The sequence below is a fragment of the Paraburkholderia sediminicola genome (genome assembly GCF_046026895.1).
Lineage (GTDB): Bacteria > Pseudomonadota > Gammaproteobacteria > Burkholderiales > Burkholderiaceae > Paraburkholderia > Paraburkholderia sediminicola_C.
Window position 1 is genome coordinate 1 of record NZ_JAQQEU010000092.1, and the last position, 25,088, is coordinate 25,088.

The 25,088-nt window shown below is 61.1% G+C and carries 25 protein-coding genes and 6 pseudogenes; 14 read left to right on the top strand and 17 right to left on the bottom strand.

What is annotated here, in order from left to right; all coding sequences use genetic code 11:
• Nucleotides 1–374: 374 nt before the first annotated feature.
• From PQR02_RS35120 to PQR02_RS35145, 6 genes and pseudogenes are all read right to left on the bottom strand, one after another.
• On the bottom strand, nucleotides 375–506 hold the full coding sequence (locus PQR02_RS35120) for a hypothetical protein (RefSeq protein ID WP_408242481.1): 132 nt from the start codon (nucleotides 504–506) through the stop codon (nucleotides 375–377).
• Between the two features lie 28 nt (nucleotides 507–534).
• Nucleotides 535–1,278 carry an acetoacetyl-CoA reductase gene (phbB, locus tag PQR02_RS35125; protein ID WP_408242527.1) on the bottom strand — a complete coding sequence of 248 codons (744 nt, stop codon included), beginning with the start codon at nucleotides 1,276–1,278 and terminating at the stop codon, nucleotides 535–537.
• A 164-nt stretch (nucleotides 1,279–1,442) separates the two neighbouring features.
• Entirely contained in the window at nucleotides 1,443–2,015 is a 573-nt protein-coding gene (locus PQR02_RS35130; RefSeq protein ID WP_408242483.1) for a phasin family protein, read from the bottom strand.
• A gap of 243 nt (nucleotides 2,016–2,258) precedes the next feature.
• On the bottom strand, nucleotides 2,259–2,456 hold the full coding sequence (locus PQR02_RS35135; protein ID WP_408242485.1) for a hypothetical protein: 198 nt from the start codon (nucleotides 2,454–2,456) through the stop codon (nucleotides 2,259–2,261).
• A gap of 891 nt (nucleotides 2,457–3,347) precedes the next feature.
• Nucleotides 3,348–3,566, bottom strand: a pseudogene (locus PQR02_RS35140) (class I SAM-dependent methyltransferase); the annotation flags it as partial.
• 492 nt (nucleotides 3,567–4,058) lie between these two features.
• Nucleotides 4,059–6,179, bottom strand: a complete 2,121-nt coding sequence (locus PQR02_RS35145; protein WP_408242487.1) for a D-(-)-3-hydroxybutyrate oligomer hydrolase — start codon at nucleotides 6,177–6,179, stop codon at nucleotides 4,059–4,061.
• An 816-nt stretch (nucleotides 6,180–6,995) separates the two neighbouring features.
• On the opposite strand from PQR02_RS35145, the gene PQR02_RS35150 reads away from it, so the two are divergent.
• From PQR02_RS35150 to PQR02_RS35190, 8 genes and pseudogenes are all read left to right on the top strand, one after another.
• Nucleotides 6,996–7,661, top strand: a complete 666-nt coding sequence (locus tag PQR02_RS35150; protein WP_408242489.1) for a pyroglutamyl-peptidase I — start codon at nucleotides 6,996–6,998, stop codon at nucleotides 7,659–7,661.
• Entirely contained in the window at nucleotides 7,658–8,725 is a 1,068-nt protein-coding gene (locus PQR02_RS35155) for an ABC transporter ATP-binding protein (protein WP_408242491.1), read from the top strand. Before PQR02_RS35150 ends, PQR02_RS35155 begins: the two co-directional genes overlap by 4 nt.
• Nucleotides 8,726–8,973: 248 nt before the next feature.
• Complete coding sequence (locus PQR02_RS35160; protein WP_408242493.1) at nucleotides 8,974–10,146, top strand: ABC transporter substrate-binding protein; 1,173 nt, start codon at nucleotides 8,974–8,976, stop codon at nucleotides 10,144–10,146.
• Nucleotides 10,147–10,221: 75 nt separating this feature from the next.
• On the top strand, nucleotides 10,222–11,016 hold the full coding sequence (locus PQR02_RS35165; protein WP_408242495.1) for an ABC transporter permease: 795 nt from the start codon (nucleotides 10,222–10,224) through the stop codon (nucleotides 11,014–11,016).
• Complete coding sequence (locus tag PQR02_RS35170) at nucleotides 11,013–11,843, top strand: ABC transporter permease (RefSeq protein WP_408242497.1); 831 nt, start codon at nucleotides 11,013–11,015, stop codon at nucleotides 11,841–11,843. The genes PQR02_RS35165 and PQR02_RS35170 overlap by 4 nt, the downstream gene beginning before the upstream one ends.
• A gap of 429 nt (nucleotides 11,844–12,272) precedes the next feature.
• On the top strand, nucleotides 12,273–12,551 hold the full coding sequence (locus tag PQR02_RS35175) for a plasmid pRiA4b ORF-3 family protein (RefSeq protein ID WP_408242499.1): 279 nt from the start codon (nucleotides 12,273–12,275) through the stop codon (nucleotides 12,549–12,551).
• 46 nt (nucleotides 12,552–12,597) lie between these two features.
• A complete protein-coding gene (locus PQR02_RS41115; protein WP_507028587.1) occupies nucleotides 12,598–12,882 on the top strand; it encodes an IS1096 element passenger TnpR family protein in 285 nt (94 codons plus the stop codon).
• A 38-nt stretch (nucleotides 12,883–12,920) separates the two neighbouring features.
• A pseudogene (locus PQR02_RS35190) lies at nucleotides 12,921–13,319 on the top strand (ISKra4-like element ISBte1 family transposase); the annotation flags it as partial.
• 208 nt (nucleotides 13,320–13,527) lie between these two features.
• Here the strand turns inward: PQR02_RS35190 and PQR02_RS35195 are convergent.
• Both PQR02_RS35195 and PQR02_RS35200 read right to left on the bottom strand, forming a co-directional pair.
• The gene (locus tag PQR02_RS35195; RefSeq protein ID WP_408242501.1) at nucleotides 13,528–13,743 is read right to left on the bottom strand and encodes a hypothetical protein; all 216 of its coding nucleotides are present in this window, start codon (nucleotides 13,741–13,743) and stop codon (nucleotides 13,528–13,530) included.
• Nucleotides 13,740–14,534: an ExeA family protein gene (locus PQR02_RS35200; protein WP_408242503.1), complete on the bottom strand. Its 795-nt coding sequence runs from the start codon at nucleotides 14,532–14,534 to the stop codon at nucleotides 13,740–13,742. The genes PQR02_RS35195 and PQR02_RS35200 overlap by 4 nt, the downstream gene beginning before the upstream one ends.
• 33 nt (nucleotides 14,535–14,567) lie before the next feature.
• Between PQR02_RS35200 and PQR02_RS35205 the strand changes: the two genes are divergently transcribed.
• Together PQR02_RS35205 and PQR02_RS35210 are read left to right on the top strand one after the other, a co-directional pair.
• Nucleotides 14,568–14,918, top strand: a complete 351-nt coding sequence (locus tag PQR02_RS35205) for a hypothetical protein (RefSeq protein WP_408242505.1) — start codon at nucleotides 14,568–14,570, stop codon at nucleotides 14,916–14,918.
• Between the two features lie 9 nt (nucleotides 14,919–14,927).
• A complete protein-coding gene (locus PQR02_RS35210; RefSeq protein ID WP_408242507.1) occupies nucleotides 14,928–15,056 on the top strand; it encodes a hypothetical protein in 129 nt (42 codons plus the stop codon).
• 153 nt (nucleotides 15,057–15,209) lie between these two features.
• Here the strand turns inward: PQR02_RS35210 and PQR02_RS35215 are convergent, their stop codons facing one another.
• The 5 genes from PQR02_RS35215 to PQR02_RS35235 all read right to left on the bottom strand — a co-directional run bounded on the left by PQR02_RS35215 (nucleotide 15,210) and on the right by PQR02_RS35235 (nucleotide 19,947).
• Nucleotides 15,210–16,205 (bottom strand): tyrosine-type recombinase/integrase, encoded by a 996-nt coding sequence (locus PQR02_RS35215; RefSeq protein WP_408242509.1) that lies wholly within the window; start codon nucleotides 16,203–16,205, stop codon nucleotides 15,210–15,212.
• Nucleotides 16,198–17,136: a tyrosine-type recombinase/integrase gene (locus PQR02_RS35220; protein ID WP_408242511.1), complete on the bottom strand. Its 939-nt coding sequence runs from the start codon at nucleotides 17,134–17,136 to the stop codon at nucleotides 16,198–16,200. The genes PQR02_RS35215 and PQR02_RS35220 overlap by 8 nt, the downstream gene beginning before the upstream one ends.
• The gene (locus PQR02_RS35225; RefSeq protein ID WP_408242513.1) at nucleotides 17,133–18,284 is read right to left on the bottom strand and encodes a tyrosine-type recombinase/integrase; all 1,152 of its coding nucleotides are present in this window, start codon (nucleotides 18,282–18,284) and stop codon (nucleotides 17,133–17,135) included. Before PQR02_RS35225 ends, PQR02_RS35220 begins: the two co-directional genes overlap by 4 nt.
• Before the next feature lie 137 nt (nucleotides 18,285–18,421).
• Nucleotides 18,422–19,279: a DDE-type integrase/transposase/recombinase gene (locus tag PQR02_RS35230; RefSeq protein ID WP_408242515.1), complete on the bottom strand. Its 858-nt coding sequence runs from the start codon at nucleotides 19,277–19,279 to the stop codon at nucleotides 18,422–18,424.
• Between the two features lie 134 nt (nucleotides 19,280–19,413).
• Entirely contained in the window at nucleotides 19,414–19,947 is a 534-nt protein-coding gene (locus PQR02_RS35235) for a DUF6431 domain-containing protein (protein WP_408242517.1), read from the bottom strand.
• A 181-nt stretch (nucleotides 19,948–20,128) separates the two neighbouring features.
• Here PQR02_RS35235 and PQR02_RS35240 point away from each other — a divergent pair.
• The 4 genes and pseudogenes from PQR02_RS35240 to PQR02_RS35255 all read left to right on the top strand — a co-directional run.
• Nucleotides 20,129–21,136: pseudogene (locus PQR02_RS35240) on the top strand (ISKra4 family transposase); the annotation flags it as partial.
• Nucleotides 21,137–21,156: 20 nt separating this feature from the next.
• Nucleotides 21,157–21,861: pseudogene (locus PQR02_RS35245) on the top strand (MFS transporter); the annotation flags it as partial.
• Between the two features lie 163 nt (nucleotides 21,862–22,024).
• Entirely contained in the window at nucleotides 22,025–22,261 is a 237-nt protein-coding gene (locus PQR02_RS35250) for a helix-turn-helix domain-containing protein (RefSeq protein WP_408242519.1), read from the top strand.
• Nucleotides 22,262–22,408: 147 nt separating this feature from the next.
• Nucleotides 22,409–22,903: a LysR substrate-binding domain-containing protein gene (locus tag PQR02_RS35255; protein ID WP_408242521.1), complete on the top strand. Its 495-nt coding sequence runs from the start codon at nucleotides 22,409–22,411 to the stop codon at nucleotides 22,901–22,903.
• A gap of 246 nt (nucleotides 22,904–23,149) precedes the next feature.
• Here the strand turns inward: PQR02_RS35255 and PQR02_RS35260 are convergent.
• From PQR02_RS35260 to PQR02_RS35275, 4 genes and pseudogenes are all read right to left on the bottom strand, one after another.
• A pseudogene (locus tag PQR02_RS35260) lies at nucleotides 23,150–23,271 on the bottom strand (DDE-type integrase/transposase/recombinase); the annotation flags it as partial.
• Nucleotides 23,272–23,535: a hypothetical protein gene (locus PQR02_RS35265; protein ID WP_408242523.1), complete on the bottom strand. Its 264-nt coding sequence runs from the start codon at nucleotides 23,533–23,535 to the stop codon at nucleotides 23,272–23,274.
• Between the two features lie 331 nt (nucleotides 23,536–23,866).
• Nucleotides 23,867–24,910 carry an IS110 family RNA-guided transposase gene (locus PQR02_RS35270; RefSeq protein ID WP_408242525.1) on the bottom strand — a complete coding sequence of 348 codons (1,044 nt, stop codon included), beginning with the start codon at nucleotides 24,908–24,910 and terminating at the stop codon, nucleotides 23,867–23,869.
• A gap of 99 nt (nucleotides 24,911–25,009) precedes the next feature.
• Nucleotides 25,010–25,088 (bottom strand): annotated as a pseudogene (locus PQR02_RS35275) (succinyl-CoA synthase); the annotation flags it as partial.

Genomic DNA, 25,088 nt, shown 5'->3' on the forward strand with positions numbered 1-25,088 from the left:
AAATCTGGACTCTAACCGATCTGGCTTCACCGGTCAGAAATCCCGTCCTGGCGCGCCTCGCAGACAAATTCGATGCCCTCGAAAAACTGGCAACCAGTTGAACATCTGGAATTCAAATTTCGTACGGTCCACGCGCTCGCGACGAGCATATGAAATTATCTTGTCGATGAGGCTTGCGTCGTGCGTCGCGATGCCGACGTATGAGCCAGTTTTGAAGCAGCTTGATACGTGGTTTATAAAATGCACGTTGATCCCTGTTCTGTTCTTGCTCGCACTCTCAACAAGGTGTGCTTCATCCTCCACGTAGATGCCCTTACAGATGCGCATGGTGCATTTGTTACGCAGAAGATGCTCGATGTACTCGCAGGTGCGCTTCAGATAGGCTTGCAATCCAGCCGTCTGAGCAGTTTTCGGCGTATCTGCTCCCGGTGATAGTGAGCGGCGACGAGCGCTGTTGCCGTCACCAGCACGAATGAACCTACGACGATTGCCACTGCTTCACTCATCGGAACCTCCATGGTTGATCTCTCGGGTTCACTGCAGGTGCTGCCCTCCATTGATCGCAATGTTGGCGCCGGTCACAAAGCCCGCTTCGCGCGAGCACAGATACAGCACGAGTGCGGCGACTTCGTCCGGCTGCCCGAGCCGGCCGACCGGAATCTGCGGAATGATCTTCGTCTCGCGGATGTCCTCTGGCACCGCCATCACCATCTTCGTCGCGATATAGCCGGGCGAGATCGTGTTGACAGTGACGCCTTTTTTCGCCACCTCGAGCGCCAGCGACTTTGTGAAGCCATGCATGCCGGCCTTTGCCGCCGCATAGTTGGTCTGGCCGAACCCACCCTTGGAGCCGATGATCGACGACACGTTGATGATGCGGCCCCAGCCGCGCTCGACCATGCTGTCGCACACCGGCTTCGTCATGTTGAACACCGAATCGAGGTTGGTGCGGATTACCGCGTCCCAATTGACCTTGTCCAGTTTTTTGAAGCTGGCGTCGCGCGTGATGCCGGCGTTGTTGATCAGGATGTCGACTGGTCCGACTTCCGCTTTGATCTGCGCCATGCATCTTTCGCACCAATCGTGGTCGGCGACGTCGACCGAGTACGCGCGGAACTGTCGCCCCTCGGCTTCCATGCGCGCGAGCCACTCGCTCGCACCAGTGTTGCCGGGCGAATAGGTGACGACGACCGCATAACCGGTGTCATGCAACTTGATGCCGATCGCCTCGCCCAGTCCACCCATGCCACCCGTTACTACCGCGATCTGCTTTGCCATCGAATTGTCCTCACAAATACCAGCGGCGTGCTCGTCTGAAGCAACACTGCCGTCAGTCAAAAATTGGATGCATTGAAATGCCGTACTCGTATTTAAGATGAATGAAAGGAATCCTACATATAGATATGGAACAGATAGCGCGGGCATCGCTGCCCGCGTGAGTCCTAGTGCTTCGCGCTTGCGGCTACGGAAGCCGACTCGGCACTACGTTTGGCGGCTTTGGACGCTGAGGCCGTCACGGCTTCGAGATTGGTCCCGGCCATCTCCACGGCCTGCTGCCCGGTCTTCTGCAGCGATTCGCACAGCGTGGTGGTGGCGCTGATTGCGGACTTCCATGCGGCGATCGCCGCTTCGGAACCCGCGGGAGCACTCTTCGCTGCTTCCCCGATGAATTCCTGCACGCGTACGTTATACCGTTCGTACTGCGTCTGCGCGAGTTGCGCGACCTCGGCTTGCGTGGTTGACGCGATGTCGAAGAGCTGGCGGCCGTATGACAGTGATTTCTCCGCGAAAGGCGCCGTGAAACCGGCTTGCAGCGTGAACCACTGCTGCGGGTCTGTTGTGCCGGGCGCCTTCGACAGGTTCTCCTGCGACTCCGCCAGCGTGGACCTGACGACCTGCAGGTTCAGTGCGACCAGTTTTTCGATGCCTTCAAAGACCTTGCCGGTCAATCCGAAGAATGCGTCGAGGCTGGCCTTCTGCGATGTGGCGATTTGCTCGGGACTCGATAGAGCCATTGTTGAAAATTCCTCAGGATTCAGTCCGCCGCGCGAAACCCCGATCGACCGGCTGTAGCACGACGAGTGGCGATGATGGATGGACCGAAGCACAAGGACGCCTGCCAGGCAGCATGCGTCGCGAATACTTCGGAGGGCCGTAACGTCAGGAGGCACTACACATTAAAGTCCAACAAAAGCGACTTCGCTTACTTTTTCTTCGGCGCGCTCGCCGCGTGGCGCAGCGGCACGCGCCGTAACTCCCTAGCGCCTACGCGCGACGGCCTTGAGAATGGAAGCGCCTTTGCTTGTGACATGAGGACGTGGGTGGCCCGACGCGAGGCGTTCCAGGGATATGAGTTGACGCTCCAGCAGCGTGTCGAGCTCAGCGCGGCCCAGTTCGATCTGATCCGGCGCGTCCTTGATGAGCATTAAGGTGGCGAATTCATGGGGACTCAGCATATCGTCTCCTCGATTTAGTCTTGTCTACGCCGGGAGCATTAATTACCTCTCCGCTGCGAATGGCGGCAAATATTTCCTTTGCCTTTGCAAAGCACGTTCAGAAAATCCTTACTGAGACGTCATCATAACCGCTCAATTTTCAATTTCAATATGTCGAGTACATTTTTGGTTTATCTGCTTATTCAGTCTGATACCGAAGGCAACGCATTGCCGTCGCCGTGCCGGCGCGGAGACCGTGGAAGCCTTGATGGGCGGGGGCCCAAGCCGATCTGGACGCGCACCCGATGTCTGAATTTGCAGTCCAATCAATGGCGCAGCGCCCCTATTCATACTTGAATATGGCGTTTGTCTTCTTCATATATGGCCGCGTATGATCTGATATTGAGAAATATCTATTACATCGCACGCGAGTCGCTTATTTTCAGAATTTTGACCAGCGAAAAGACTCAATTAGCATTGACTTCTCCCGCTGTCGCGAAGACCACGAGATGTCGGCAAAATCACATCAGATCGCTTCACTTCACATGTCCGATTCCGCCATTGCGGCACGGGATTGTTCCGAGATGCGTCGATAGGTAGTCCTTGATATGTTGTTCGTTGTCGCGGCAGGTGGGTTCCGCGCTGAAGAGGCAATCCGTGAGGCGCTGCCGGCCATTGGCTCACTGCGGTCATTCCGCGCCGGGGTGCCGGATGGGGATTAAACGCCTAAAGTTTCCTGCGCGGCATGGCCATCGCGACACAGGGTTAGGAAGTGAACAGGTCACCGACAATACGTCGTCCCGCACTAAAGCCGTTCATGAGCGCATCGGCTTCGCTGAAAAATGGCTTGCCGCGCGATTCGCCGAAACGCAGTGGGGAAAACACCGCGACAGAGGCACCGGCCTACATCGAAGCGTGAACAGCTGCGCCTCTTCGCGCGAGATGTTCGCTGCAAATGCCTGGTCCACATCCCGCGTCGAGAACATGCAAACCGTTGACATCACCAAGGAGCGACATGGTCGCGGGGCATTCGTGGAGCGCATTGTGCGACTTTGTCGTAACGGCTGCTGCGTAGCGCTCTGCAAACTCGGAATACGCTTCGCGTCCGATGGACTGCCTCGATTCATTCATGTGTGTCACGCGTTGGGTTCGGCGTCAAAGGGGGGACTTGTATCGACTGTTAACGATCTGGATACCTGAGTCGAACGACCGGTTGTGGCCGGATACGGCCTGATGCATAGGCTGCAGGTGTCCCGTGCGTCACTGTCGAAAACCTGGCGCGGCTCCTGTTCGGCCGGAGTGCTCCTGCAGCGCAGGAGAGCCCAACCAGCCGCGGCATCCGTTTTTGTGCACCCCGAGCGCGCGCGTGCCTGCCAAAACAGTCTGGCAGTGGGTATCTCGGGCCCACACAAGCCACAGCGGAGTACGCCTGATGACAGGCATGTTTTCGATATCGCCGCAGGGCGAGAAGGGCGGACTCGTATCGCACAATGCCAGGAGAGAGACAACGGACATTTCCTGTGGCCCGCCCAGACGCAGACCGCGATGACGGAACACGGGCCGCCAGCGGCGGCCCGTGTTCATAACAGTCCATTGACCGTTACGAATCAAAGCAACGCGACTTCAGTGCGGCACATTCACCACCCCGTGGCTCACCCCGATCGCATTGCTACCGGGGTTCGCCACGATGGCCGGCAGGTTCGCCACGCTCAACGCCAGCGCAGCAGCGCCCGGGTTGGCGCCGCGCGGCACCGTGCGGATCACCTGCGACGGCGGCAGCGGCGTGCCGTTCTTCAGGTGGCTCCACATCAGGTTGAGCGCCTGGATGTTGTAGTAGTGGACCGGCACGAAGCGTGTGTCGAAGCCCGGCACGCTGAGGAACGCGTCGAAATGCTGTCCGTTCGTCACCTCGTAGAACGACAACTGGCTGCGCGATCCTTCCCTTACGCTGTTCGCTGCAAGATAAGCACGCGACGCATGATTCACCGGCACGAGTGCGTCGCTGCGGCCCTGAACGATGATCGCGGGCTTTCCATGCAGGTCCGCATTCACACTGATTGCCTCGACACTCGCCCGCATGCGCGGGTCTCTCTTCGTCCATAACGCGCGCAAGCACGCGGCACCCGCGAAGCCTGCATCGGGTGTCGCGAGCCGATGGTCAGCGCCCCCTTGCGGCGTGACGTTATAGACGAGACTGATGCCGTTGGTCGGTGGCACACCATTGCCTAGCCCGAACACAGTCGGCATAGGCGAGACGGGCGGTGTAAAGCCCGCTGCGCCAGTTGCAGGGTTCGCCGTGCCGAAACTGAAACCGCACAGGTTGTCGATCACGCTCGACCTTGTGTACGCATCCGCGTACGTCACGGCAACGGCCGGCACGGCCTGCGAGTCCCACATGGGAGCGTGCAGCAGGTCGGAATCGGCTTCGTAGCCAGCCGCGTGCAGTTGCGCGAGCGCGTCGTTCGCCTGCGTTTGCGTGTCGCTGCCGTGCACGTAGCCGGCTGCGGCGAGTGACGTGCAGCGGGCCTGGCGGATCGCCGTCGTCGTCGCGGGGGGCAGCGCTGTCAGATAAGGCGCGCCGGCAGCAGTTACCGCGAGTGCCGCGCACGGCTCGAGGAGGTTGGCGAGCGTCATGTAGTCCGCCAGGGGCTTGCCGGCCGCCGCGATGCGCTGGCCGCCCTCGTTCACTTGCGCGTTACCGGGCATACGGACGTTGACCTGGGGTTCGCCGACCACCACGGCCGTGATCCATCCCGTCGTATCCTGCTCGGCGGCCGCGAGCGACGCGCCACCGCCGTTGCTCACCGACGCCGCGATCGTCGTGATGCTGCCCGGGCGGTAGCGCTCGCCATGAGGCGAGCCGCCGGGCAGTGCAAACTGCCGGTTCAAGGCCCAATAGGCGAACTGCACCGCCTCGAGCGTGTCCTTGCCCCAGTCCGCTTCAGGGTTCTGCTGGGAATGCGCGTGCTTGAACGCATAGCGGTTCGGGAACTTCTGGTTGGCGGCGGACAGCGCACCCGCAGGCACATTGGCTGTGAAGAGACTGTTGCGCCCGGCCGTGGCGGCGTCCGCGAGGCGGCCGTCAATCAGCGTGACAAGACCGGTCATCAGTTCGTGTGCCCCGTTGCCGGTGCCCTTGTCGGTATAGGCGACCGCACAGCCGCGCTTGAGCCCCCACTCACCAGCCGCCGAAATGGCACCGTAGACCCCGCGCGAGCCCGATGACGTAGCTGTGACGATGCACGGGTTCGCCGGATCGAAGTTCGCCGGCACCTGAACGAGGAGGCTGACGTTCTGCTGGCCCCTGCCGTCGTCGGCGTACGCGAGGTATTCGGTGCCGGCGATTTTTCCTTCGCCAAGGGTGTCGTTGCCGTACAGATCGACATTGGGTCCCCAGAAAAGACCGTAGCCGCCAGGCGCCGTGATGTCGACGAGCGCGCGGTAATTTGCCCAGATCGCGAGCCGCCGCAACTCGGCTGCCGTCGGACTCGCCGGGTTCGCAATAGCGGGCGCCTGGCCTGCGAGTCCGGTTTTGCCGAGGCCGGCGGTCAGCAGGTCGTCGCTGACGCCGTCATAGGTGGTCGTCCTGAGGCTGTCTGCCACGACGAAGCTCGGAAGCCCGTTCGGGCCCGGGCGGCCGCCGTCGTGATCGTCGGCCCGTGCAACAGGAACGAGTACCGCGCTCACTAACGCGGCGCCGAGCAGCGCTGCTTTACTCCGGGTTGCGATCCGGATATTTCTCATCGATGTCTCCTTGTGTGTTGTTCGATTTCGACGCGCCGTGCACCACGAAGACCCTTGTGCAACGTTGGATCACGCGTCATCAGACATTAGGACGTCAGGACCGCAGATACAATGAATTGTTGATGAAACAACATCCCTGCTGCCGCGGCTAACCCGCTCAGCGGATACGATAAAACAATCCGCGTGGCGATCTTCGTGATTCACCACCACGTACATTTGAAATTAGAGTGGCCCATGGGACACCATCGACTCCTTGTCGCTGCGTGTCCCGATCCTATCCGGACGGAAGGATGGTCTTGTGTGCGACACCGAACGATATCCTTGCGCTGAAGGCCTGACGCCGATCGGCAGCACACGACCCACTCCGGACATAGGACCAGCCGCGGCCTCAACGGCAGCTTTCTCGGGTACAAGAGTCATGCGGCCGGCGGGCACGTCCTCAGCCGAAGCCGACGTTCGCACAACGGTATAAACCACCGGTTGGGTCGCTGGAGAGAATTCGGCCTCGCCGTCTGGTGCATCCGTACGCGGCGATGAACACTTCAATCGCGCTCTGGACGACTTTCGCGATGTTGCGCGGGTCGTATCTCCGCCGATACACCCAGCGGGCAACGCTCCCGCAGCTCCAGTGGCTGGACAAGTGACGCATTGTCCGGTGCGGGAGGCAATGACGACGAATGATCGATTCGGTAATTGCCGCAGTTGCTAACTTATATTCGATAAATTAGCATTACCCGGCAATTGGATGCAGGTTAAGCTCAATCCGGCCGTGCGCATGCGGGGTCGGCGGCATTGTACTCAGCGAGGGAAATGTCCGTGAAGGCTCTTGTGACCGGCTTTGAGGCGTACGGCAGTCGCACCGTCAATCCTGCTGCCGAGGTTGCGCGCATACTCGACGGCGCAAGCTGGGGGACGCTGCAGGTGACGGGGAAGTGCTTGCCGGTGACTTTGGCGGAGGCGCCGCAGCGAGTCGTGGCGCACATCGAGGAACTGGCGCCCGACATAACGCTCTGCCTCGGACTGTGGCCGGGCGAGCCGATGATCCGCCTGGAGCGGATCGCCCTTAACTGCGCCGACTTCGAGATCCCCGACCAGGCCGGCTCCCTGGTTCGGGACACGCCGCTGGAGCCCGGTGGCCCGGACGGCCTGTGCGCCACCCTGCCGCTGCATGATGCCCTGACTGCATTGTGGCGGCAGGGCATTCCGGCGCGCCTTTCGGGAACGGCGGGCACCTACCTGTGCAACGCGACCCTGTACCGGGTCCTCCGGCACGCGCAATCTCATCGGCCGAAGATGCTCGCCGGCTTCATGCATCTGCCCTACCTCCCGTCCCAGGTCGCGGCCCTGCTGGAAGACCTCCGCGGTATGCAAAGCCTCGAACTGCACCAGCGGGCCGACCTCGCGAGCATGGATTTGCAGACCATGGTAGCCGCGGTCCGTACCACCCTCACCGTGAGCGCTGCAGAAAGGGCAGGCGCATGAAGAGCACGCCGCAGCTCGAACTGATCGACATCAACAAGCGTTTCGGCTCCACGGTCACAGCCGACAACTTCTCGCTTACGATCGAAAAGGGCGAGTTCTTCACCTTCCTGGGACCGTCGGGCTCGGGCAAGTCGACCATTCTGCGCATGGTGGCGGGGCTGGAGCAGCCCGACTCCGGCCGCATCCGGTACGGCGGCCGCGATTTGGTCGGCGTGCCGCCGTGGAAGCGCGATCTCGGGATGATGTTCCAGCAGTACGCTATTTTTCCCCACATGACCGTAGCGCAGAACGTGGCCTACGGCCTGAAGGCACATCGCATGCCGCGCGACGCGCAACTCACGCGCGTCAACCAGATGCTTGAACTGATCGGCATGGCCGGCAAGGGCGGCAAGAACGCGACGCTGCTGAGCGGCGGCGAGCAGCAACGGGTCGCATTGGCGCGCGCGCTGGCGCCCTCGCCGGACATGCTGTTGCTGGACGAACCGTTGTCGGCGCTGGACGAGAAGATCCGCCGCGAGATGCAACTCGAGTTGAAGCACATCCAGCGGCACACCGGCACCACCTTCTTCTACGTCACCCACGACCAGGAAGAAGCGCTAACGATGAGCGACCGGGTCGCCGTGCTGAACGGCGGACGGTGCGTGCAGTGCGATGCGCCAGAGCTCATCTTTACACGCCCACGAACGCGGTTCGTCGCCCACTTCTTCCGTGGCTGCAACGTGGTCGATGCGACGGTGGAGAACACGGGGCCGAATGCCGCCGTGCGGTTCGGTGGCGTCCAGCTCCCGTTCGCCGGACCTACCTCGTCAGTTCCTTCGAAGACTCGCGGCCTGGCAATTCGCTCAGAAGATCTACGGGTTGGCGCGCGGGCTTCCGGCCTTCCGCTAAAACTGTCCGCCACGCTGGAGGAGGTGGTCTACAAGGGGACCACCGTCGACCACTGCCTACGCCTGCTGGATGGCCAGCGCATCGTCGCAACCGCGACGCAGCGAGAGGCCGACACGCTTGGGCAGGTGGTCCACGTCGGCCTGGATCCGTCGCGCGTGGTGTTTCTGGAAGACTGAACTAGCCGGTCCTGCGAGGCGATGCGAGAGCGCGTCGCAAAAATTCGAGACCTGGCCAGCAGCAATGGGGCGCCGCGCGACAATGTCGGTGAAGGTCCGCTGCGCGCCCTCACAAAGGTGCGAGCGGGATGCGTTGCATGGTTGTCCATAAGGGGGTCTCGTCGGAGCCTGGCCTCGCTCAGCGGCGGGCCGGTCTCAAGCGGACCATGAACGATCGTTTATTCACTTGCGGCATGCGGGGAGTCAAATTGAACAGTCTTTTCGATCGCAGAACTTTCATCTCGGGTGCCGGCGCGGCGGGCGCCGCGCTGCTTGCGGGCGGCCTGCCCATATTGGCGCGCGCGCAGTCGCTGAAGATTAATTTCGCCGACATCGGCGTCGGTGATCCAGGTGACTGGTCAAAATTCAGTGTGGCCAGTGGCGCGGGGGTGAATCTAGTCGCCATCGGCAACGCCCCCTCTGCGGTCGTCAACGTGCTGATCGCCGGCGGCGGCAAGTCCACGTATGACGTAATCAACATCGTCGGTGGCATGCAGCAGCCTCTGGTGGAAAATGGGCTGATCGATCCGATCGACGTCGCGCGCATCCCCAACTGGACCAGGGATACCTACATCCAGGACTTCCTGGCGCAGGGCAAGCCGGGCTTCAATTTCATCGGCTACAAGGGCAAGGTCTACGGCGTGCCGACGGTGCTGCAGGGCGACAGCTTCGCCTACCTGCCGGAAGCCACCGGCGCGCTCGATTCCTACGGCGCGCTGTTTGACCCGAAGTTCAAGGGCTTCGTCGCGCTGGAGGACAACTACACGACTGCGGGCCAGAAGACGGCGCTCTACCTGAAAGCGAACAGGCTGGCGAGCATCGGGAACCCCAGCGACATGACCGCATCGGAGTTCAAGACCGTGGTCGATTTCCTGATCGAGAAGAAGCGAAGCGGGCAGTTCCGCACGCTGTGGTCGAGCTTCGAGCAGGCCGTGAACCTGATCGTCAGCAAGGAAGTGCACGTCATCGACTGCTGGGAACCCATGGTCTCGGCCGCCGAAGTCAAGGGGGTGAAGGCAGTCTACGCACAGCCGAAGGAGGGCTACCTCCTGTGGGCGATGGCCGCTTACATCGTGCACAACCCGCGCCGCTCGCCGGAGCAGACCAAGGCGATCTACGCCCTGCTCGACTTCCTGCTGGGTCCCTGGTACGGTGCCAGGATCACGCTCACCCGCAGTTACATGACGAACTCGCAGGCTGTTGCCTACGCTAACGCCACGCCGACCGAGTTCAAGCCGGAGGAGGCGCGCAAGATCGCTCGCATTGACGAGGGCGTGAAGGCCAAGTTCAAGAGCGGCGGCGTGTGGCAGAACCGCTGGCCGACCGACGTCGAAGCGTACGAGAGCGAGTGGGCGCGTTTTAAGGCCGCTCCGGGCCGCTGAGAAATGCGCACTCGGTACCTGACGCTGCGGAACGCTCTGCTGGGCATCCCGCTGGCATTCGTCACGGCGTTCCTCGTGGTGCCGCTCGGGCTCACCGTGGTCATCAGCTTCTGGAAGCGGGTCGGCTTCGGCATCAGGCCCGACGTCACACTGGCGGCATACGCTTCCTTTTTGCACGGACTGCGCCTCGAAATTCTCGAGCGCAGCCTGATCGTTGCGACTGAGGTTACGGTGATCGGCGTGCTGGTTGCTTACCCCATCGCGTGGTTCCTCGCAATGAAGGCGTCGCCACGGGCCACGCGCGTCGTGCTGATGCTGTTCACCATTCCTTTCCTGGTGAACTACGTCATCCGCACGTTTTCCTGGTCGTATCTGCTCGGCCGCACGGGCCCTGTCAATGAAGTGCTGATGGCGAGCGGGATCACCGCCGCGCCACTGGACTGGTTGCTGTACAGCGACTTTGCGGTCCTGATCGGGCTGCTGACCTCGTACGTCCCATTTATGATCTTTCCGCTGTGGCTGTCGATCAGCGGTATCGATCGTCGCCTGATCCAGGCAAGCTGGCTGCTGGGAGCGGAGCCCACGCGCACCTTTCTGCGAATCACGCTGCCGCTGTCGATGCCTGGTGTGTTCGCCGCGATCATCTTCGGCTTCGTCGGCTCGTTCGGTGACAGCGCGGTGCCGGTCATCCTCGGCGGTACGGGTTACCAGCTCATCGGCAACGAGATCACCAGTACGCTGGACGTGCTGAACTATCCGCTGGCCGCCGCGATGTCCACAGTGGTCCTCATGGCGATGCTGGTGCTGCTGGGCCTGTGGTTCGGCCTGTTCGACCTTCGATCCTTCCTGGGCAAGGCGTTAAAGAAGTGAAGCATTCCCGCCACCACGAAAGCACCGCGATCCGGTATGTCATGTGGGCATGGACGGCAGTCGCCCTGATCCTCCTGTACCTGCCAATGGTGCCGCCGCCGATCTTCTCGCTCGGCGACAAGGGCGTGGCCTACGCGCTGAGGCATCCGTCCCTGGCTGCCTATGGCGAGATCTGGAGCCAGCCGGTGCTGCTGCAGGCGATCTGGAACTCGCTGGGCGTGGCGCTGGTCGTCGGGCTGGTCACGCCGACGCTGGCGGTTCTGGCCGCCATGGGGGTGCGCGAACTTCGCATCCCGCGCGTGGTGCTGCTGCTCACCCTGCTGCCCCTGTTCATCCCGGGGGTAAGCATGGGTCTGGCCACCGCCTTCCTGTTCCAACGCATAGGACTGGAACCGTCGCTGCTGAGCATGTGCATCGTCAACGTGCTGTGGGCGCTGCCGTTTTCCTTCCTCGTCGTGCTGACGGTGATGAGCAACTTCGACACGGTACAGCTGGAGGCCGCGTGGATGCTGGGAAGCAACCACTGGCACGCGTTCTGGAATGTCGAGTTCCCGTCGATCCGCCCGGGCATTGTCGGCTCATCCACCTTCTCAATGATCCTGTCATTCAATGAGACGGCGCGGACTTCTCTAGTCCAGGGCGCCAACAACACGGTGCAGACCTATATCTGGTCGACCTATAAGCAGGTCGGGCTATCGCCCACGCTGTACGCGCTGATGACGCTATTGATAATCGTGACCCTGGCGCTCGTAGTGGGTTTCTGGAGCGCGAGCGGCGCTCAGACCCGATCCCGCGCACGGACTGATCACGAGACGGGTCGTCCGTAGTCGCGATCGCCAACCCAAAGCCCTCTGCATTGCGCCAGGGGTCGCAGCCGCTGTTGAAGTCAAGCGGCCATTCCCCCCTCCGAAACGCAGTTCCGGCCGACGTCCGGAACCCGGCCATCCGCTGCCCCACGTGCCTGACCTGCGAGGACTCACGAGAGAAAGTCGGCATTCCATGAATGGGGTAATCGTACTTTTCGTGCGGAATCTGGCGGTAGTCGGATGCAGAGCCGCTCGCAGCAAGGCTCAGCGGCTCCACGGTTTTCGAGCAATCGGAGAATATACAAATCATTGATCGATAAGGGGTTTCAGGATCAAACCGCCAGAAATTGCACGAAAAGTACGATTACCCCTGGTTGAAGAGACCGCGCCAAAGCGGGGGCTGGAATCGGGTCTGCGAATATGACCGAAGGATGTGTCTATAGTGTCTCGATGGACACCAGCCCTTCCGAAGCGACTTCCGTTCTCCAGTTGCGAATCAGTCTACGCGGCGTCAGCCCGCCGGTCTGGCGGCGACTCCTGATTCCCGAGCAGCTCACGATTGCGCGGCTGCATCAGGTGATGCAGCTCGCCCTGGGTTGGAACGACGAACACCTGCACCGGTTTGTCATCCGAGGATGGCGTTACGGCGGACATCGCGACGGCGCGTTGCAATTCTTCGACGGCCCAGACAGCCTGTCCTTTCGCGGCGTTTGGCCTGCACGTACATGAGCGCTTTGCCTACCTGTACGACTTCACCGCGTGGTGGTTACATGACGTGCGCGTCGAGCGGCGAACGTGCAACCAGCGGTCAAGGCCACTACCACGCTGTGTCGCGGGCTCCGGGCGTTGTCCGCCCGAAGACGCCGGGGGTCCCGAGAGATACATGACGGCCCTGGAAGAGCACGGCGAGTTCGAGTTTTTCGAGTGGCTCGAGACGCTGCGCGAAAACCCGATCGAGGTGAATAATCTGCGCGTTGAGGCCGATGAATGGCTCTTCTGGTTGGACCGGCGTTTCGACCGTCGAGCGGCGAATGAACGGCTGCACACGTTGGCGCTGTAAGCTGACTACCCAAGCGACGTGCCGGGCGGGAGGCTGCCATGCAGATCAGCGTGCAGATTGTGGTTCAGACGGAAGTCGACGAGCAGGCGAGCGTCACGGAGATTGCCCATTTCGAACGGGAAAGTTTCGATGCGGGCTCACTCGGCCTGCATCTTGAGGAGGCGAAGGCGCTGCTGGGCCGGCTGCAGCGCTCGATGATTGACGCGCAGGCCGCTGAAGCGATTGCGAGGCTGAGCATGTGCCCGAACTGCGGCTCCCGTCTGACCGTCAAGGGCCACCATCGCCTGGTCTACCGCTCGGTGTTTGGCCTGCTATCGTTTGACAGTCCGCGGCTGTACCAATGCCGGTGTTCCGGAAGCGCGCACCGATCCTTCAGCCCGCTGGCCAGTTGCCTGCGTGAGCGGACGAGTCCCGAACTGCAGTATCTCGAGGCCAGGTGTTACGTCCCGGGTTATTCGAGAGGTGACGTCCCGCGCTGTTCGAGATGAAACGAAGCGGGTTGTCTCGCGCTGCGATGGAAATGCGCATGTCAAGCAAAGCGCGGGACAAAGTTCGATGTAGCGAAGGCAACCGGCACGTAGTGAGGTGCCGTCGGGCAACGTGTGCATTGCAATGCAGACGGGGACCGTGAAGGCCCCCGTGAAGTCAGAACGGATCAGGTGGATCGCCACCGGTATCGAGGTCTTCGGGTGGACGATAGCGGCGCGCCTGGTCGCCGTAGACGGTGTCGAACCACAGCCAGAGATCGTCGAGAATGCTCATGATCATGAAGGCGGTCTCGTCGGTGAGCTCGATTTCAGCGACGCCGGCGTTGCGGGTGAAGGCAAACAAGATGGTTTCGCGGATAGTTGCCGGGTTCATCGCACCTCCTCGATGGCGCGTTGCAGGAGGTCGTCGGGGATGTGGTTGAGCCCCTTGGGCACGGCCAGACGCATGGCGTTGCGCAGGATGCGCCCGGCCTGACGGGGTATGCCACGCGAAGCTTCGCGCAACTGTTCGATGCCGGAGTCCGAGAGCAGCGTGTGGGTGCAGCCGGCCGTGTTCAGGGCATGACCGATGAGTTGCGCGAAGCGCTCGCGCTCGAGTACCGGCGTCAGATGCACGCGTACCTGGATGCGGCTGTACAGCGCGGCATACGGCGCACGTTCGAGCAGGCTGACCAGCGACGGATGGCCGGCCAGCCAGACGGTGAGCAGGTCGCGTGCGTCCATCGCGAAATTTAAAAAAGCTGGCAGATCGCGGAAGAACTCGGGCGGGAGATTCTGGCTCTCGTCGATGATCCACAGTGGCTGCAGCTGCCGGTTCTGGACCAGCTCGGTGATACGCTGCTTGATGTCGCGCCACAGGTAGGCGCGCCGGTAGCTGGGCTCCAGTCCCAGTCCGCGCGCGAGCGACCGGTATAGGTCGATGCGGCCGAAGTCGGACTCGGCCGTGTAGATGATCTGGTGGCGGTGCGGATTGAGTGAGCGTGTGATGTGGCGCAGCGCGGCGGTCTTGCCTACGCCAGGCTCGCCGGTGAGCAGGCCGATGCCGGGGCTCTGGAGCAGCCAGTCGAAGCGTTCCTTCAGATGTGCGAGCTTGCCATCGTCCCACAGGCTGGTCGAGTCCTTGTCGAGCGGCGCGCTACTGAGGCCGAAGTGCTGACGGTACATGGGTTATTCCTCCGTACGCGGATAGTGTTGACGATGGGCGAGTTCGATGAGGTTCGGGCCGGTAGTGGTTGGGGCGGTGGCCGGTTCGGCCGCAGGCCGCTGCCGCCGGCGCGTGCTGTTGGCGATGGCGTCGAGCGGGGCGGCCATGCCGATGCATTTGCCCTCATCGTTCTCGACGTGCATGACGGCGCCGATGTGTGGGTCGACCACGAGCTGGATGTGCTGGCCGGTGAGCTCGTACGGGACTTCGAACTGCTTGCCGTTGTACGAGACGGTGCCGTCACGGCGCACCAGGCGTTTGACGCGATGCCAGAAGATCTCGTCGAGCTGCGCGGCCAGTGGTCCGAGCAGGCGGATACGCGGCAGGTCCTGCTGGTAGCGTGAAAGCGGCGTATGCTCGCCAAGCGCGCTGTGTTTGCCCTGGTGATAGATCGTTTCGATCCAGGCCCAAAGGCGGGCATTCAGATCGCCCAGCTCGCGGATATGAGTGGTGTCGAGTTCGGCAAGGAACAGGGACCGTAGCGTTCTGTGCCAGCGTTCCAGCTTCCCTTTACTCGTTATATGGACTCGAGTCCATATAACGAGTTATGTACCGGTCAAATATATGGAGCGGCGGCCCTTAGTGCCGACATGCGGGAAGGATTTCGGAGATGCGGCCGCCGCATAAGTTTTAGATCACAACTTGCGCAGGAACTCCATCAGATGGGGCTGAGCGCTCCAGCGCTTTCTTGCCTTCGTCGTGGCTGACACCGCACACGTTGCCAATGCGCGAGCCTTGGTCTCCAGACTGATCTCGGCGTAGACGTTCGTGGTGGTCAGCGACACATATCCGAGCCACGCCCGAATGGTGTTGATGTCGACGCCCGACTGCAGCAAATGGGAGGCCGTGCTGTGTCGAATCACGTGAGGTCCCACCTTCTTGTCTTTGAGCGACGGCACGTGATCACCGGCGCGGGCGGCACAGCGTTTCACCAATGTATGGATGCCTGATCGGGTCATCGGTCGATCGCAGCGGTTAAGGAATACCGGCTCCGACCCGTCTCGTTCGCTCGCCAACACGCGTAATTGATCGAGGGTGTCGGCCCAGAGTGGGCAGCGGCGCTGCTTGTTTCCTTTGCCGATGATGCGAACGCACTGCGCATGCCAATCGATATCCTTGATCTTGAGTTGCGAGGCCTCACTCGCCCGCGCGCCGGAGTTGTAGAGAAATAATATCAACCCCTCTTCACGCCGTCCTTGCGCGCTATGCTTGTCATGCGCAGCGAGAAGCGCGTCCATTTCCCGCCTGTCCAGGTAGGTAATTGAGGGTTGGCTGCCCTTTTTGAAAGGAATCAAACGAATCTGGCCGTACCACTCGATATGCTCGGGGCTATGCTCGCCGATGAATCGCGCCAATGCGTGAACACCTCCCAGGCGCTGATTGCGCGTCGCGACAGAGCAACCGCGCTGCTGCTCCAAGTAAGTCGGAAACAGACGCACGACTTGCGCCGACAGATCGGTGACCGTCAGACGATCGATTGGTTTCTTGAGCTTTCTGGCCACATAGGGAAGTAACAACATCAGCATGTCGCGATAGCTCTTCTTGGTATTCGCGGCGAGGTTGCGTTCAGCGACCAGATGTTCGAGCAGGAAACGCCGGACCCAAGGTCCGAGCAAGATTGTGTCATTCATGGCGAGGCTCCTTTGCATACCGCTCGAAGCGAAGGCTCGCTTCGCGCAAAAGTTCCGGGGTCATCGTGAGATAACGCTGCGTGGCAGCGAGATTAATATGACCGAGGTACGTTGCAAGCTGGGGCAAAAACCGCTGTAGATCCGATCCATTGCGATACCAGACCACGAGGCGATGGACCGTGCCGCTGTGTCGAAGATCATGAATCCGTGGCTGATAGTGGGCACCATCGTCGCGAACGACATGTGCGAGTACACGAAGTCGCCGGAAACGGTTTCGTACTGCGGACTGGCTCAATGGACGATCATCGCGAAAGCAAAAGAACGGTGACTCCGGATCGTGCGCGTGAACCCGATTGCGTTGCCGGACATAACGGTTCAATGCCAAGCTTAAATCTCCGCCAATAGGGACCATCCTCGTCTTGTAAAATTTGGTCTCTCGAACACAAAGGATCTTCTGACCGAGATCAACGTCGTTAATCGTAAGTCGCAGCGCTTCGCCGAGTCGAAGGCAGGCGGCATACAACAACAGGATGAGAGCTCGGAAGACAAACGCCTCCATGGGAACTTGCGGGCCGCATGCAGCTGGTGTCGCATCCAGCAAGCGCTTCAACTCCTCCTGCGAGTAGATGTAGGGAATCAGAGGGGGTGGCAATTGCGGATGGCGGTAAGGAACCGGCGAGAATTTGACGTAGTCGCGCTGCAAGGCAAATCGAAACAGGCCATCGAGCGCCGTGTGTTTGCGCTCCCAGTAGCTGGATACGGGAAGACGACCGTCAAGATAGCTTCTTACCTGACCCACTGTGACCTCGACCAACGCCACATCACCGACATGCCGACAGAATGAAGCCAGCATCTCTGCTTCGGTATCGAAACGCATGCCCAGGGCGCGTTTGAACGCGACGTACTCGTGCGCAAAATCGGAGAGTTTCATAACAACGCCTCCAGATTGAGTTCGGCAACTTGCCGCAAGCCATCGAGGTCGACCTTGACGTACGCTCTGGTCGCCGCGGCGCTACGATGACCAAGTTGGTCGCCGATTTGCTTGAGGGAGAAGCCTCCTGCCAGCAGTTGTCTGGCACAGGCATGTCTCAGACAATGAGCGCCACGTCGCGGGGTTTGGATACCGAGAGCGGTCAGACGCGATCGCACAATGGGACTAATGCAGCCCGGCAAAAGCGGGCGAATTGGCGCGTCAAGACTCAGAAACAGCTGGCGATAAACGCACCGTGGCCGGGCTTCCTTCAAGTACCGGACGATCGCGTCGCCAACGACTGGATCCAGCGGATACTGTTGCGTACAGCGTTGCTTTGGGCGCGTCACATAGACCTTCTCACCGGTCCAGTCCAGATCCTCGAGACGAAGTCGTGCAACCTCGCTACGGCGCAGGCCGTAGACTGCGAGCAACAGTACGATAGCCCGGTCGCGAAGGTCGACTGCACTGTTACCGGCGAAACACCCGATGAGTTGTTGCACCTCATCCCAGCGTGGACCAATGGGGAGACCCTCTTGGGCATATATGCGCGGCGATGTAATTGCCGCCGCGATGTTGCCGGCCCAACCCTGGGACCACGCATAGCGGAAAAAACTGCGTAATGCGTCAGCGAGCGTATGCAGAGACCTTCTGCTCCAGCCGCGATTGCCCTGCTGGGCGAGATAGGCATTGACGTCCTGAATCGTGATCGCATTCAGGCCGCCCTTTGCGGGCCAGGTCATGTCTAGAAAGTGCGTGACCTGTTCGCGACGAAACGTTATTGTTGCGGCGGACAGGCCTCGCTCTTCGGCCATGAAATATGAGAAATCATCGACCATGTGCGCGAAGGGCTGCCGCTCGACAAGATTCTCCTCCAGATAGCCGAGAAAACGCAGCCATGCGGTTGCGATATGGATGAACAACAGACGTGAGCTTCTCGACTCCAGGGCGTGCTCTGGTCGCCGTGCAAAACGAATACGATGATCTACCGCAAACGCGATCTCCTCGCGGGTAATCCGCTTCGTTTGGGACAGGTCAAGGCTCTGCGAAAAGGCCAGCAGCACCCAGGCGATCTTCCTCAATGATGCCCGTGGATAACCTTGCTGCAAGCAATGTTCAAGGTACCTATCTATTGAATCGGCGAATGGGTTGGAGCAATGTCGAGCTAGGCTACAAGGGCGAGTGAATAGGGCTTCCAACATGGCGCTCCCTCCTTTGAAACGTGGGCATACCAGTGTCAATCAAACTAATATGTCGCGTATTCCTGACCGATTACCTTATAGGGTCTGCGCTTCATCATGGGCCGCTCCATATATTTGGCCGGGGCATAACTCGTTGGCTGGTACGGCTGGCAGTGGACCAGACGGATGCCCAGGCGCGCGCAGATGCCTTGCAGGGTGGCGCTGCGGTAAGCCGAGCCGTTATCTACGACAAGCCTGGCAGGGATCCCCCGCCGCATCAACGCCTGCTTGAGCACACCCTCGATCTCCAGTGCGGTCTCCGAGAGGCAGAATGCGCTGTGGGCGATGAGGCGCGAGGCATCGTCCATCAGCGAGACAAGATAGGTCTTGCGCCGCCGGCCATTGAGCGACAGCGTCGGACCGTGCAACACATCGCCATACCAGATCGAACCCGCGTGCTCGGCGACGAAGCTGCGCTTCTCGTCGGGCACGACAGCGGGACCGGCGATACGCGAAAGACCGTGGGTCTTGAGCAGGCGGTGTACGGCGCTCTTGGAGAGCGAATCGCGCGGCACGACGCCGGCGCCCTCGAGCAGCAGGCGCAGCTGACGGATCGAGCGGCGTGGGTTCTCGCGCTTGGCGGCGATCACGGCGAGCTGCACCGCCTCGGGCAGTTTCGACGCGCCGCGGTCATTGCGAGGCTTGCTGGCGAGTCCTGCGACGCCGTCGCGACGCCAGAGGTCGTACCAGACGCGCAGCGTCTTCTCGCTGATGTGGCGGCGTCGGGAGCCGGGAATGACGTACTCCTGCTGGGAGATCTGGTGCATGAGGCGAGCGAGTTCACCACGGGCGAGTTCGCCGCGGCTGACAAGCGGGCCGAGTACGCCCAGACGGAACAACGCCATCTCATCGATGGGATTCATGTGGAAAAATCCTTCGTTTAGTTGAAGAATCGACATGAAAACGCCATCACGATGCCGGCGGAAGTGGCCAGACTGTGTGGACAGCTTACCAATCCATGAAATGGCCCGTTGCGCGGTGCGCGGGATCCGACGGATTACGGGACAGTCAGGCCATCGCCATCGAGCCAGGCCATCGCCTGGCGTAACGGCATCAACCGCAGGCAGGCCCGCCAGAACGACGCAATATCGGTGGTACGGCCCAGTTCGGGAAAGCGGCTACGCAGCAGGAACGCGAAGATCTGCGTCTGTTCGCGCAGCCAGCGCCACCATCGGCGCACGGTGTGGCGGCTCAGACCGGCGACGGCCGCCGCGCAGCGCAGTGACAGGCCGAAGAGCAGTAGCGAGAGAACCAGTTGCTGCAAGGCCCAGCAGTACCATCGGCGCGGGCAGATGCACAGCGGCAGGCGCGAGCAGGTACGGCAGCATGCCGGACAACGGAAGCGCGGCACGGGTAGCGGATTGAGTGCGGCGTGGCTGCTGTGGTCAGCCTTGCGTTCGTAATAGCCGTGACTCCAAAGTTCGCCGAATCCGCAATGCGGGCAGCGCTCGGGGCGATAGGACTGTGGCGTGGAGACGACGGCGCGAAGATGTTGTTCGAGAGTGAGAAAGGCGTGTACGATTCGATACATAGGCCGGACTGTTGTTGATTCGTGTGTGGCTTGGAACCCGTCTCACGATATCACGGCAGTGCCGGCCTTCTTTACGTTCTCCATGTCCCGCGCTGTTCGCGGTGAAGTTCAAAAATTCGTTCCCGACGTTCGCGGGAAAAACACCCCTCGCTGATCCTCAAATAGCCCGGTCCGTAACACCAGGTTTGCCGCGTTGATGTCGTATGGGCTCACCGTCCGGGTACTGGAGGAGGTGTTACCGCTGGAGCATGTGCTGGCGGCTACCACGATCCGGAGGCGCGTCGCCACACTGGGCCATCGCCTTGAGAGCTCGAACGCAGCGATCGCCGTCGAGCACCGGCGATACGTCGATCTGCCTGCTGGCCGATGCGCTATTCCGCAGCACAGTTCAGTACGCGCCGTGGGAATCGACAGCGGATACATCCGCCTGGCCGGACACAGCAGTCGGCAAGACGGATGGTTCGAAGTCATCGTCGGAAAATCACTACGCGACGACGGTCGCGGACACAGCTTCGCTTACGTTCACACACTCGAGCACGAGCCTGCCGGTCGGATGCTGGCGTTTCTTGCGCAGGAAGGCGTCGGCGCGGACCAGCCGGTAACTTTCCTGTCCGACGGCGGCGACACCGTTCGCCGTGCCCAGATCGACTTTGGCGATTGTGGCGAGAGGATACTCGACTGGTTTCACGTCGCCATGCGGGTGCAGAATCTCGAACAGATGATCAAGCGGTTACCGGACCGCGACGAACGGCCATGTGTCGACACGCTGATCGGTGGGCTGCGCAGTGCAAAGTGGCACCTCTGGCACGGCTGCCCCTATCCGGCACTGCAGCGGCTTGAAAGCCTGGGCTGGGAACTCGCCACGGATGGCAGTCCCGAGGAAACCAGGCTGCTGGCCAAACTGGAGGAGTTCATCGGTTACCTCAAGAACAACCAGCGTTTTATCGTGAACTACGGAGACCGCTACCGTCATGGCGAGCCAATCACCTCGAGCTTCGTCGAGTCGGCTGTCAACCAGGTGGTCAGCAAGCGTTTGGTGAAGCGGCAGCAGATAGCGTGGCGACCGGCTCATGCGCAAGGCCTTCTCCAGGTAAGGACGGCCGTCCTGAATGAGCAGTTGCGATCATGCTTCGAGCGATGGTATCCGACGCTCGCGAGCAACGAGCACACTCACGATATCGCGGCATAGAGCCCCGCTTTGGCGCGGTCACCCTGGTTGCCACCAAGATCGACTACACCCCCGGCCAGATGGTCCGGGCGCCGCTTTTCTGGGTGCTTTACCTGATGTTCGTCTTCGTGGCGGCTGGCGGAATCATTGCGACCGCGCAACTCGGCCCAATCGCCAAGGAGTACGGTTTTGCGAAACTGCCCGTGAGTCTACTCGGCCTCACGCTGCCGCTCCTGACGATGACGCTGTCGATCGACAATTTGTGCAACGGCTTCACGCGTCCGCTGTGCGGCTTTCTTTCGGACAGGATTGGCCGCGAGAATACGATGTTCATGATCTTCCTCGGCGAAGGTTTCGCGCTGCTTGGATTGATGCAGTTTGGCCACAACCCGTACGCCTTCATGTTCTTCGCGGCGATGGTGTTCCTTTGCTGGGGCGAGATCTTCTCAATCTTCCCGGCGACCTGCGCGGACACATTCGGCAGCAAATACGCTGCGGCCAACGCGGGCACCCTCTATACGGCGAAGGGAACGGCCTCGATGCTGGTGCCGGTCGCCTCGGTGCTGTCGGCCAACGGCTCGTGGAACGCGGTGTTCATCTGTGCTGCGGTCGTCTCGATCATCGCGGCAGTGTGGGCGAAATTCATCCTCGCGCCGATGAGACGGCGCTGGATCGGCAACACGGCCGCGGCCAGCCAGATTGCAGAAGGGGTATTTCAACCGCTGCCCAACGGGTCGCACGAATGAGCCGAAGAGCAAACTTCCGTGAAGCTGCCGCGACAGCCACGCAAGGCGGCGCGCCCGCCTGCAAAACCCGAGGATCGCACACGAATGTCTCGCTCCATCAGCTGAAAGTGTTTGTCGCGCTGGCGCGCACCAAAGCTTCACGCGCGCCGGCGACGGGATCGGCGTGACGCAATCGGCGATCAGCCGCTGCATCCGCGAACTCGAAGATGCAGTCGATCTGCGCCTGTTCGACCGCACGACAAGACAGGTCCAGGTGACAAGGGTTGGGGAAAACTGCTCACCCGCATTGCGCCACTGCTCAAAGAGATCGAGGAGACACTCTCTGACAGTCACGGCGTACGTGAATGTGCGCGCGGCACCGTGCATGTCGCCAGCAGTTCAGCCCTGTCCTCGGGTCTGATGCCCTCCTGGCTCGCACAAACCCGAACGAGCTTCCCCGATATCTCGATCCTTCTGAACGATAGGACGAAAGACGCCGTACTCCAGAGCGTGCGCAGCGGGGAATCCCGATTTCGGCGTAGTCGTCGAGCCGGATAACGTCGACGAATTGAGCGCGCAACCGCTTTTCTCCCACCCGTTCTGTGTCGCGCTGCCGCTCGGTCATCGGATGGCGACGCAGGAACGCGTCAGTTGGCGCGAACTCGTCGGCGACGCGCTTGTCGTCCTCGACGACGATCCCGGCGCCAGTGCCAGCATTGACCACGCGCTGATGGCGCACGCCGTACAGTTCGGAGTGGTGCAGGATCTCGGGCACGCCGCCGCGGTTGCGCGGATGGTCGAAGCTGGACTCGGGCTCGGCATCGCGTCCGCAACGGCGCTGGGTGGCGTCGGCGCTGATCGCGTTGCAATACGGCCGCTCCATCCGGAGGTGCATCGCATGACGATGCTCGTGCGGCGCAAGAACCGCTCGCTGCAGCCAGGCGCGGCGACCGTCTGGGCGCAATGCACGGCGTTCGCGCAAGGGGTGGACATCACGGCACGCCCTGCGCTGACCACGCCGGCCATCACACCGGTGTCAGCCTCGCCTGGCGCGCCTGTGTGACAGACGGCGCTGGCACAGTCGGCCTGTGGAATCTCGCCATTGCCGCGAACATGCTGATTCCTGAAGCGGGCTGACGGTTCGGGCGACCAAGGCCGGCACACGATGCACGCGGTCCAGACATTCCATCCGTCGTGCGTCGTCGAATCAAGCCACAGCGCCGGGTCGCTCCGATTTCGGATTCGCGTGTCACGTGCATTCTACCTATTGATCCACCCTTCGCTGAGGTCGTGTCGCCCGCGCCAGTTTGGCCGCGCTCATATCGCGCTTTGCCCTGAGCATGAAGTCCACTGTCTGGCCGACCGATCTACCGCCCGGTAGAGATAGACCCACTTGCCACGAATCTTCAGATAGGTCTCGTCAACACGCCATCACCGGCCGGTGGGTATGCCAAACCGGTTCCAGCGCTTGACGAAATCCGCCGTAAAGCGCTTTGCCCAACGCATGATCGTGGTGTGTGCCAGCGACAATCCCCCGCTCGGCCACGCCCGCAGGAAGTCCCCTTGGGGGATGATCTCGACCAGATCGCGCAGGCTGAGCTTGTAGCGAAGGTACCAGCGCGCACACAGAACAATGATCTCCCGATCAAAATGCCGGCCATCGAACAACCCCGCCAGACCCTTCCCCTTGCTCATCGCCGCCCACCAGATTGATTGGATCGCTACTTTAACCGGTCCATTGAGCCTATTTGCACCATGTATGGACGACTCCCTGTTGTCAAGCAGTCCGGGTTCTCTGGCACTGAGTCGAGGTTGCAGCCATGTATCCGGGCTCAGTTCGCAGCACTCGCCGCTGGCCCACGATGTATATCCGCGAATGGGTACCCCATCAGAACCTCGGGCCTGGTTGCCCATGGTGCAAAGCGGGTTTGACCCACCACGGTCCGACCGTTGTGTCATCGAATTGAAGTCTGCTCAAGCAACCTCTGGAAAGTGAACAGTGTTGCGATGTTAAACGCTGGATCTGTCAATTCGTCGTGGGGGGTCCTGCCGGCACATGGCTAACCTGATAGGCCTGCCCTCGCATCAGCATGGCCCACGCTGTCCGCGCATTCTTTGCCGCGAGCGCCACGGCAGCGATGTTTTTGTGTCGGCGTCGACACAGCTTCATCAGCCAGGAGTCAGCCATCTCGGGCCTGGCGGCTGCCATACGTATAACCGCGCGGGCGCCGTGAATCAGAAGTGTTCGTAGTGCCGCATCGCCGCGCTTGCTGATGCCCAGCAGGTGCGGTGTCCCGCCCGAGGAATGCTGGCGCGGGACCAGACCCAGCCATGCAGCGAGTTCCCGCCCGCTGCGAAAGGCTCGCGCGTTGCCAATCGAGGCGGCCAGGGCCGATGCGGTGAGCACTCCGACTCCGGGTATTGTTTCGAGAAGTTGGCCGGGCACATCCGTACGATGGATCGCGCGGATACGACCTTCGAGCTCAGCCACCTTCTTGCCAAGTTCGCGCAAGTGCTCGACGAGCATCTGGATTAACGCACGGAAAGGCTCGCTATGCTCACTGTCACGTGTGGCAAGCGCCTCCATGGCCCGTAGCCCCAGCAGCCGGATGCCCTGTGGCAGCACGATACCGAATTCGCCAAGAAGCCCGCGGATCTGGTTGGCCAGTGCTGTGCGTGACTTGACCAGTCCGGCACGTGCCCGATGAAGTGAAAGTATTGTCTGTTGCGCCTGCGTCTTGACCGGCACAAACCGCATGTGCGGTCGCTGTACCGCCTCGCAGATTGCTTCGGCATCGGCAGCATCGGTCTTGTTGCTCTTTACGTAAGGTCGTACGAACTGCGGTGCGATCAGCCGAACGGCGTGTCCGAGCTTGGCGAGCTCCCGGCCCCAATAGTGCGACGACCCACACGCCTCCATGCCAACCACGCACGGTTCAAGCTTCGCGAAATACCGGAGTACTTCCGTGCGTCTCAACTGCCTGCGAGCAACAAGGTGGCCTTGCCGATCCACTGCGTGAAGCTGGAACACATTTTTAGCCAGATCCAGTCCAACAGTTGCTATCTTCATGATGAACGCTCCTTTGCCGTGAACATCACGGCCCGTCCACTTTGGCATGAATCTCTCGCCGTTTAGCGGGAGTCGTCCATCACATCAGAACCGTGTCTATCAGGTTACCGCCTTCAGAAGACGCGCCATTTCCGACGGGTTCTTCGTGACCTTGATACCGCATGCGTCCATGATTTCC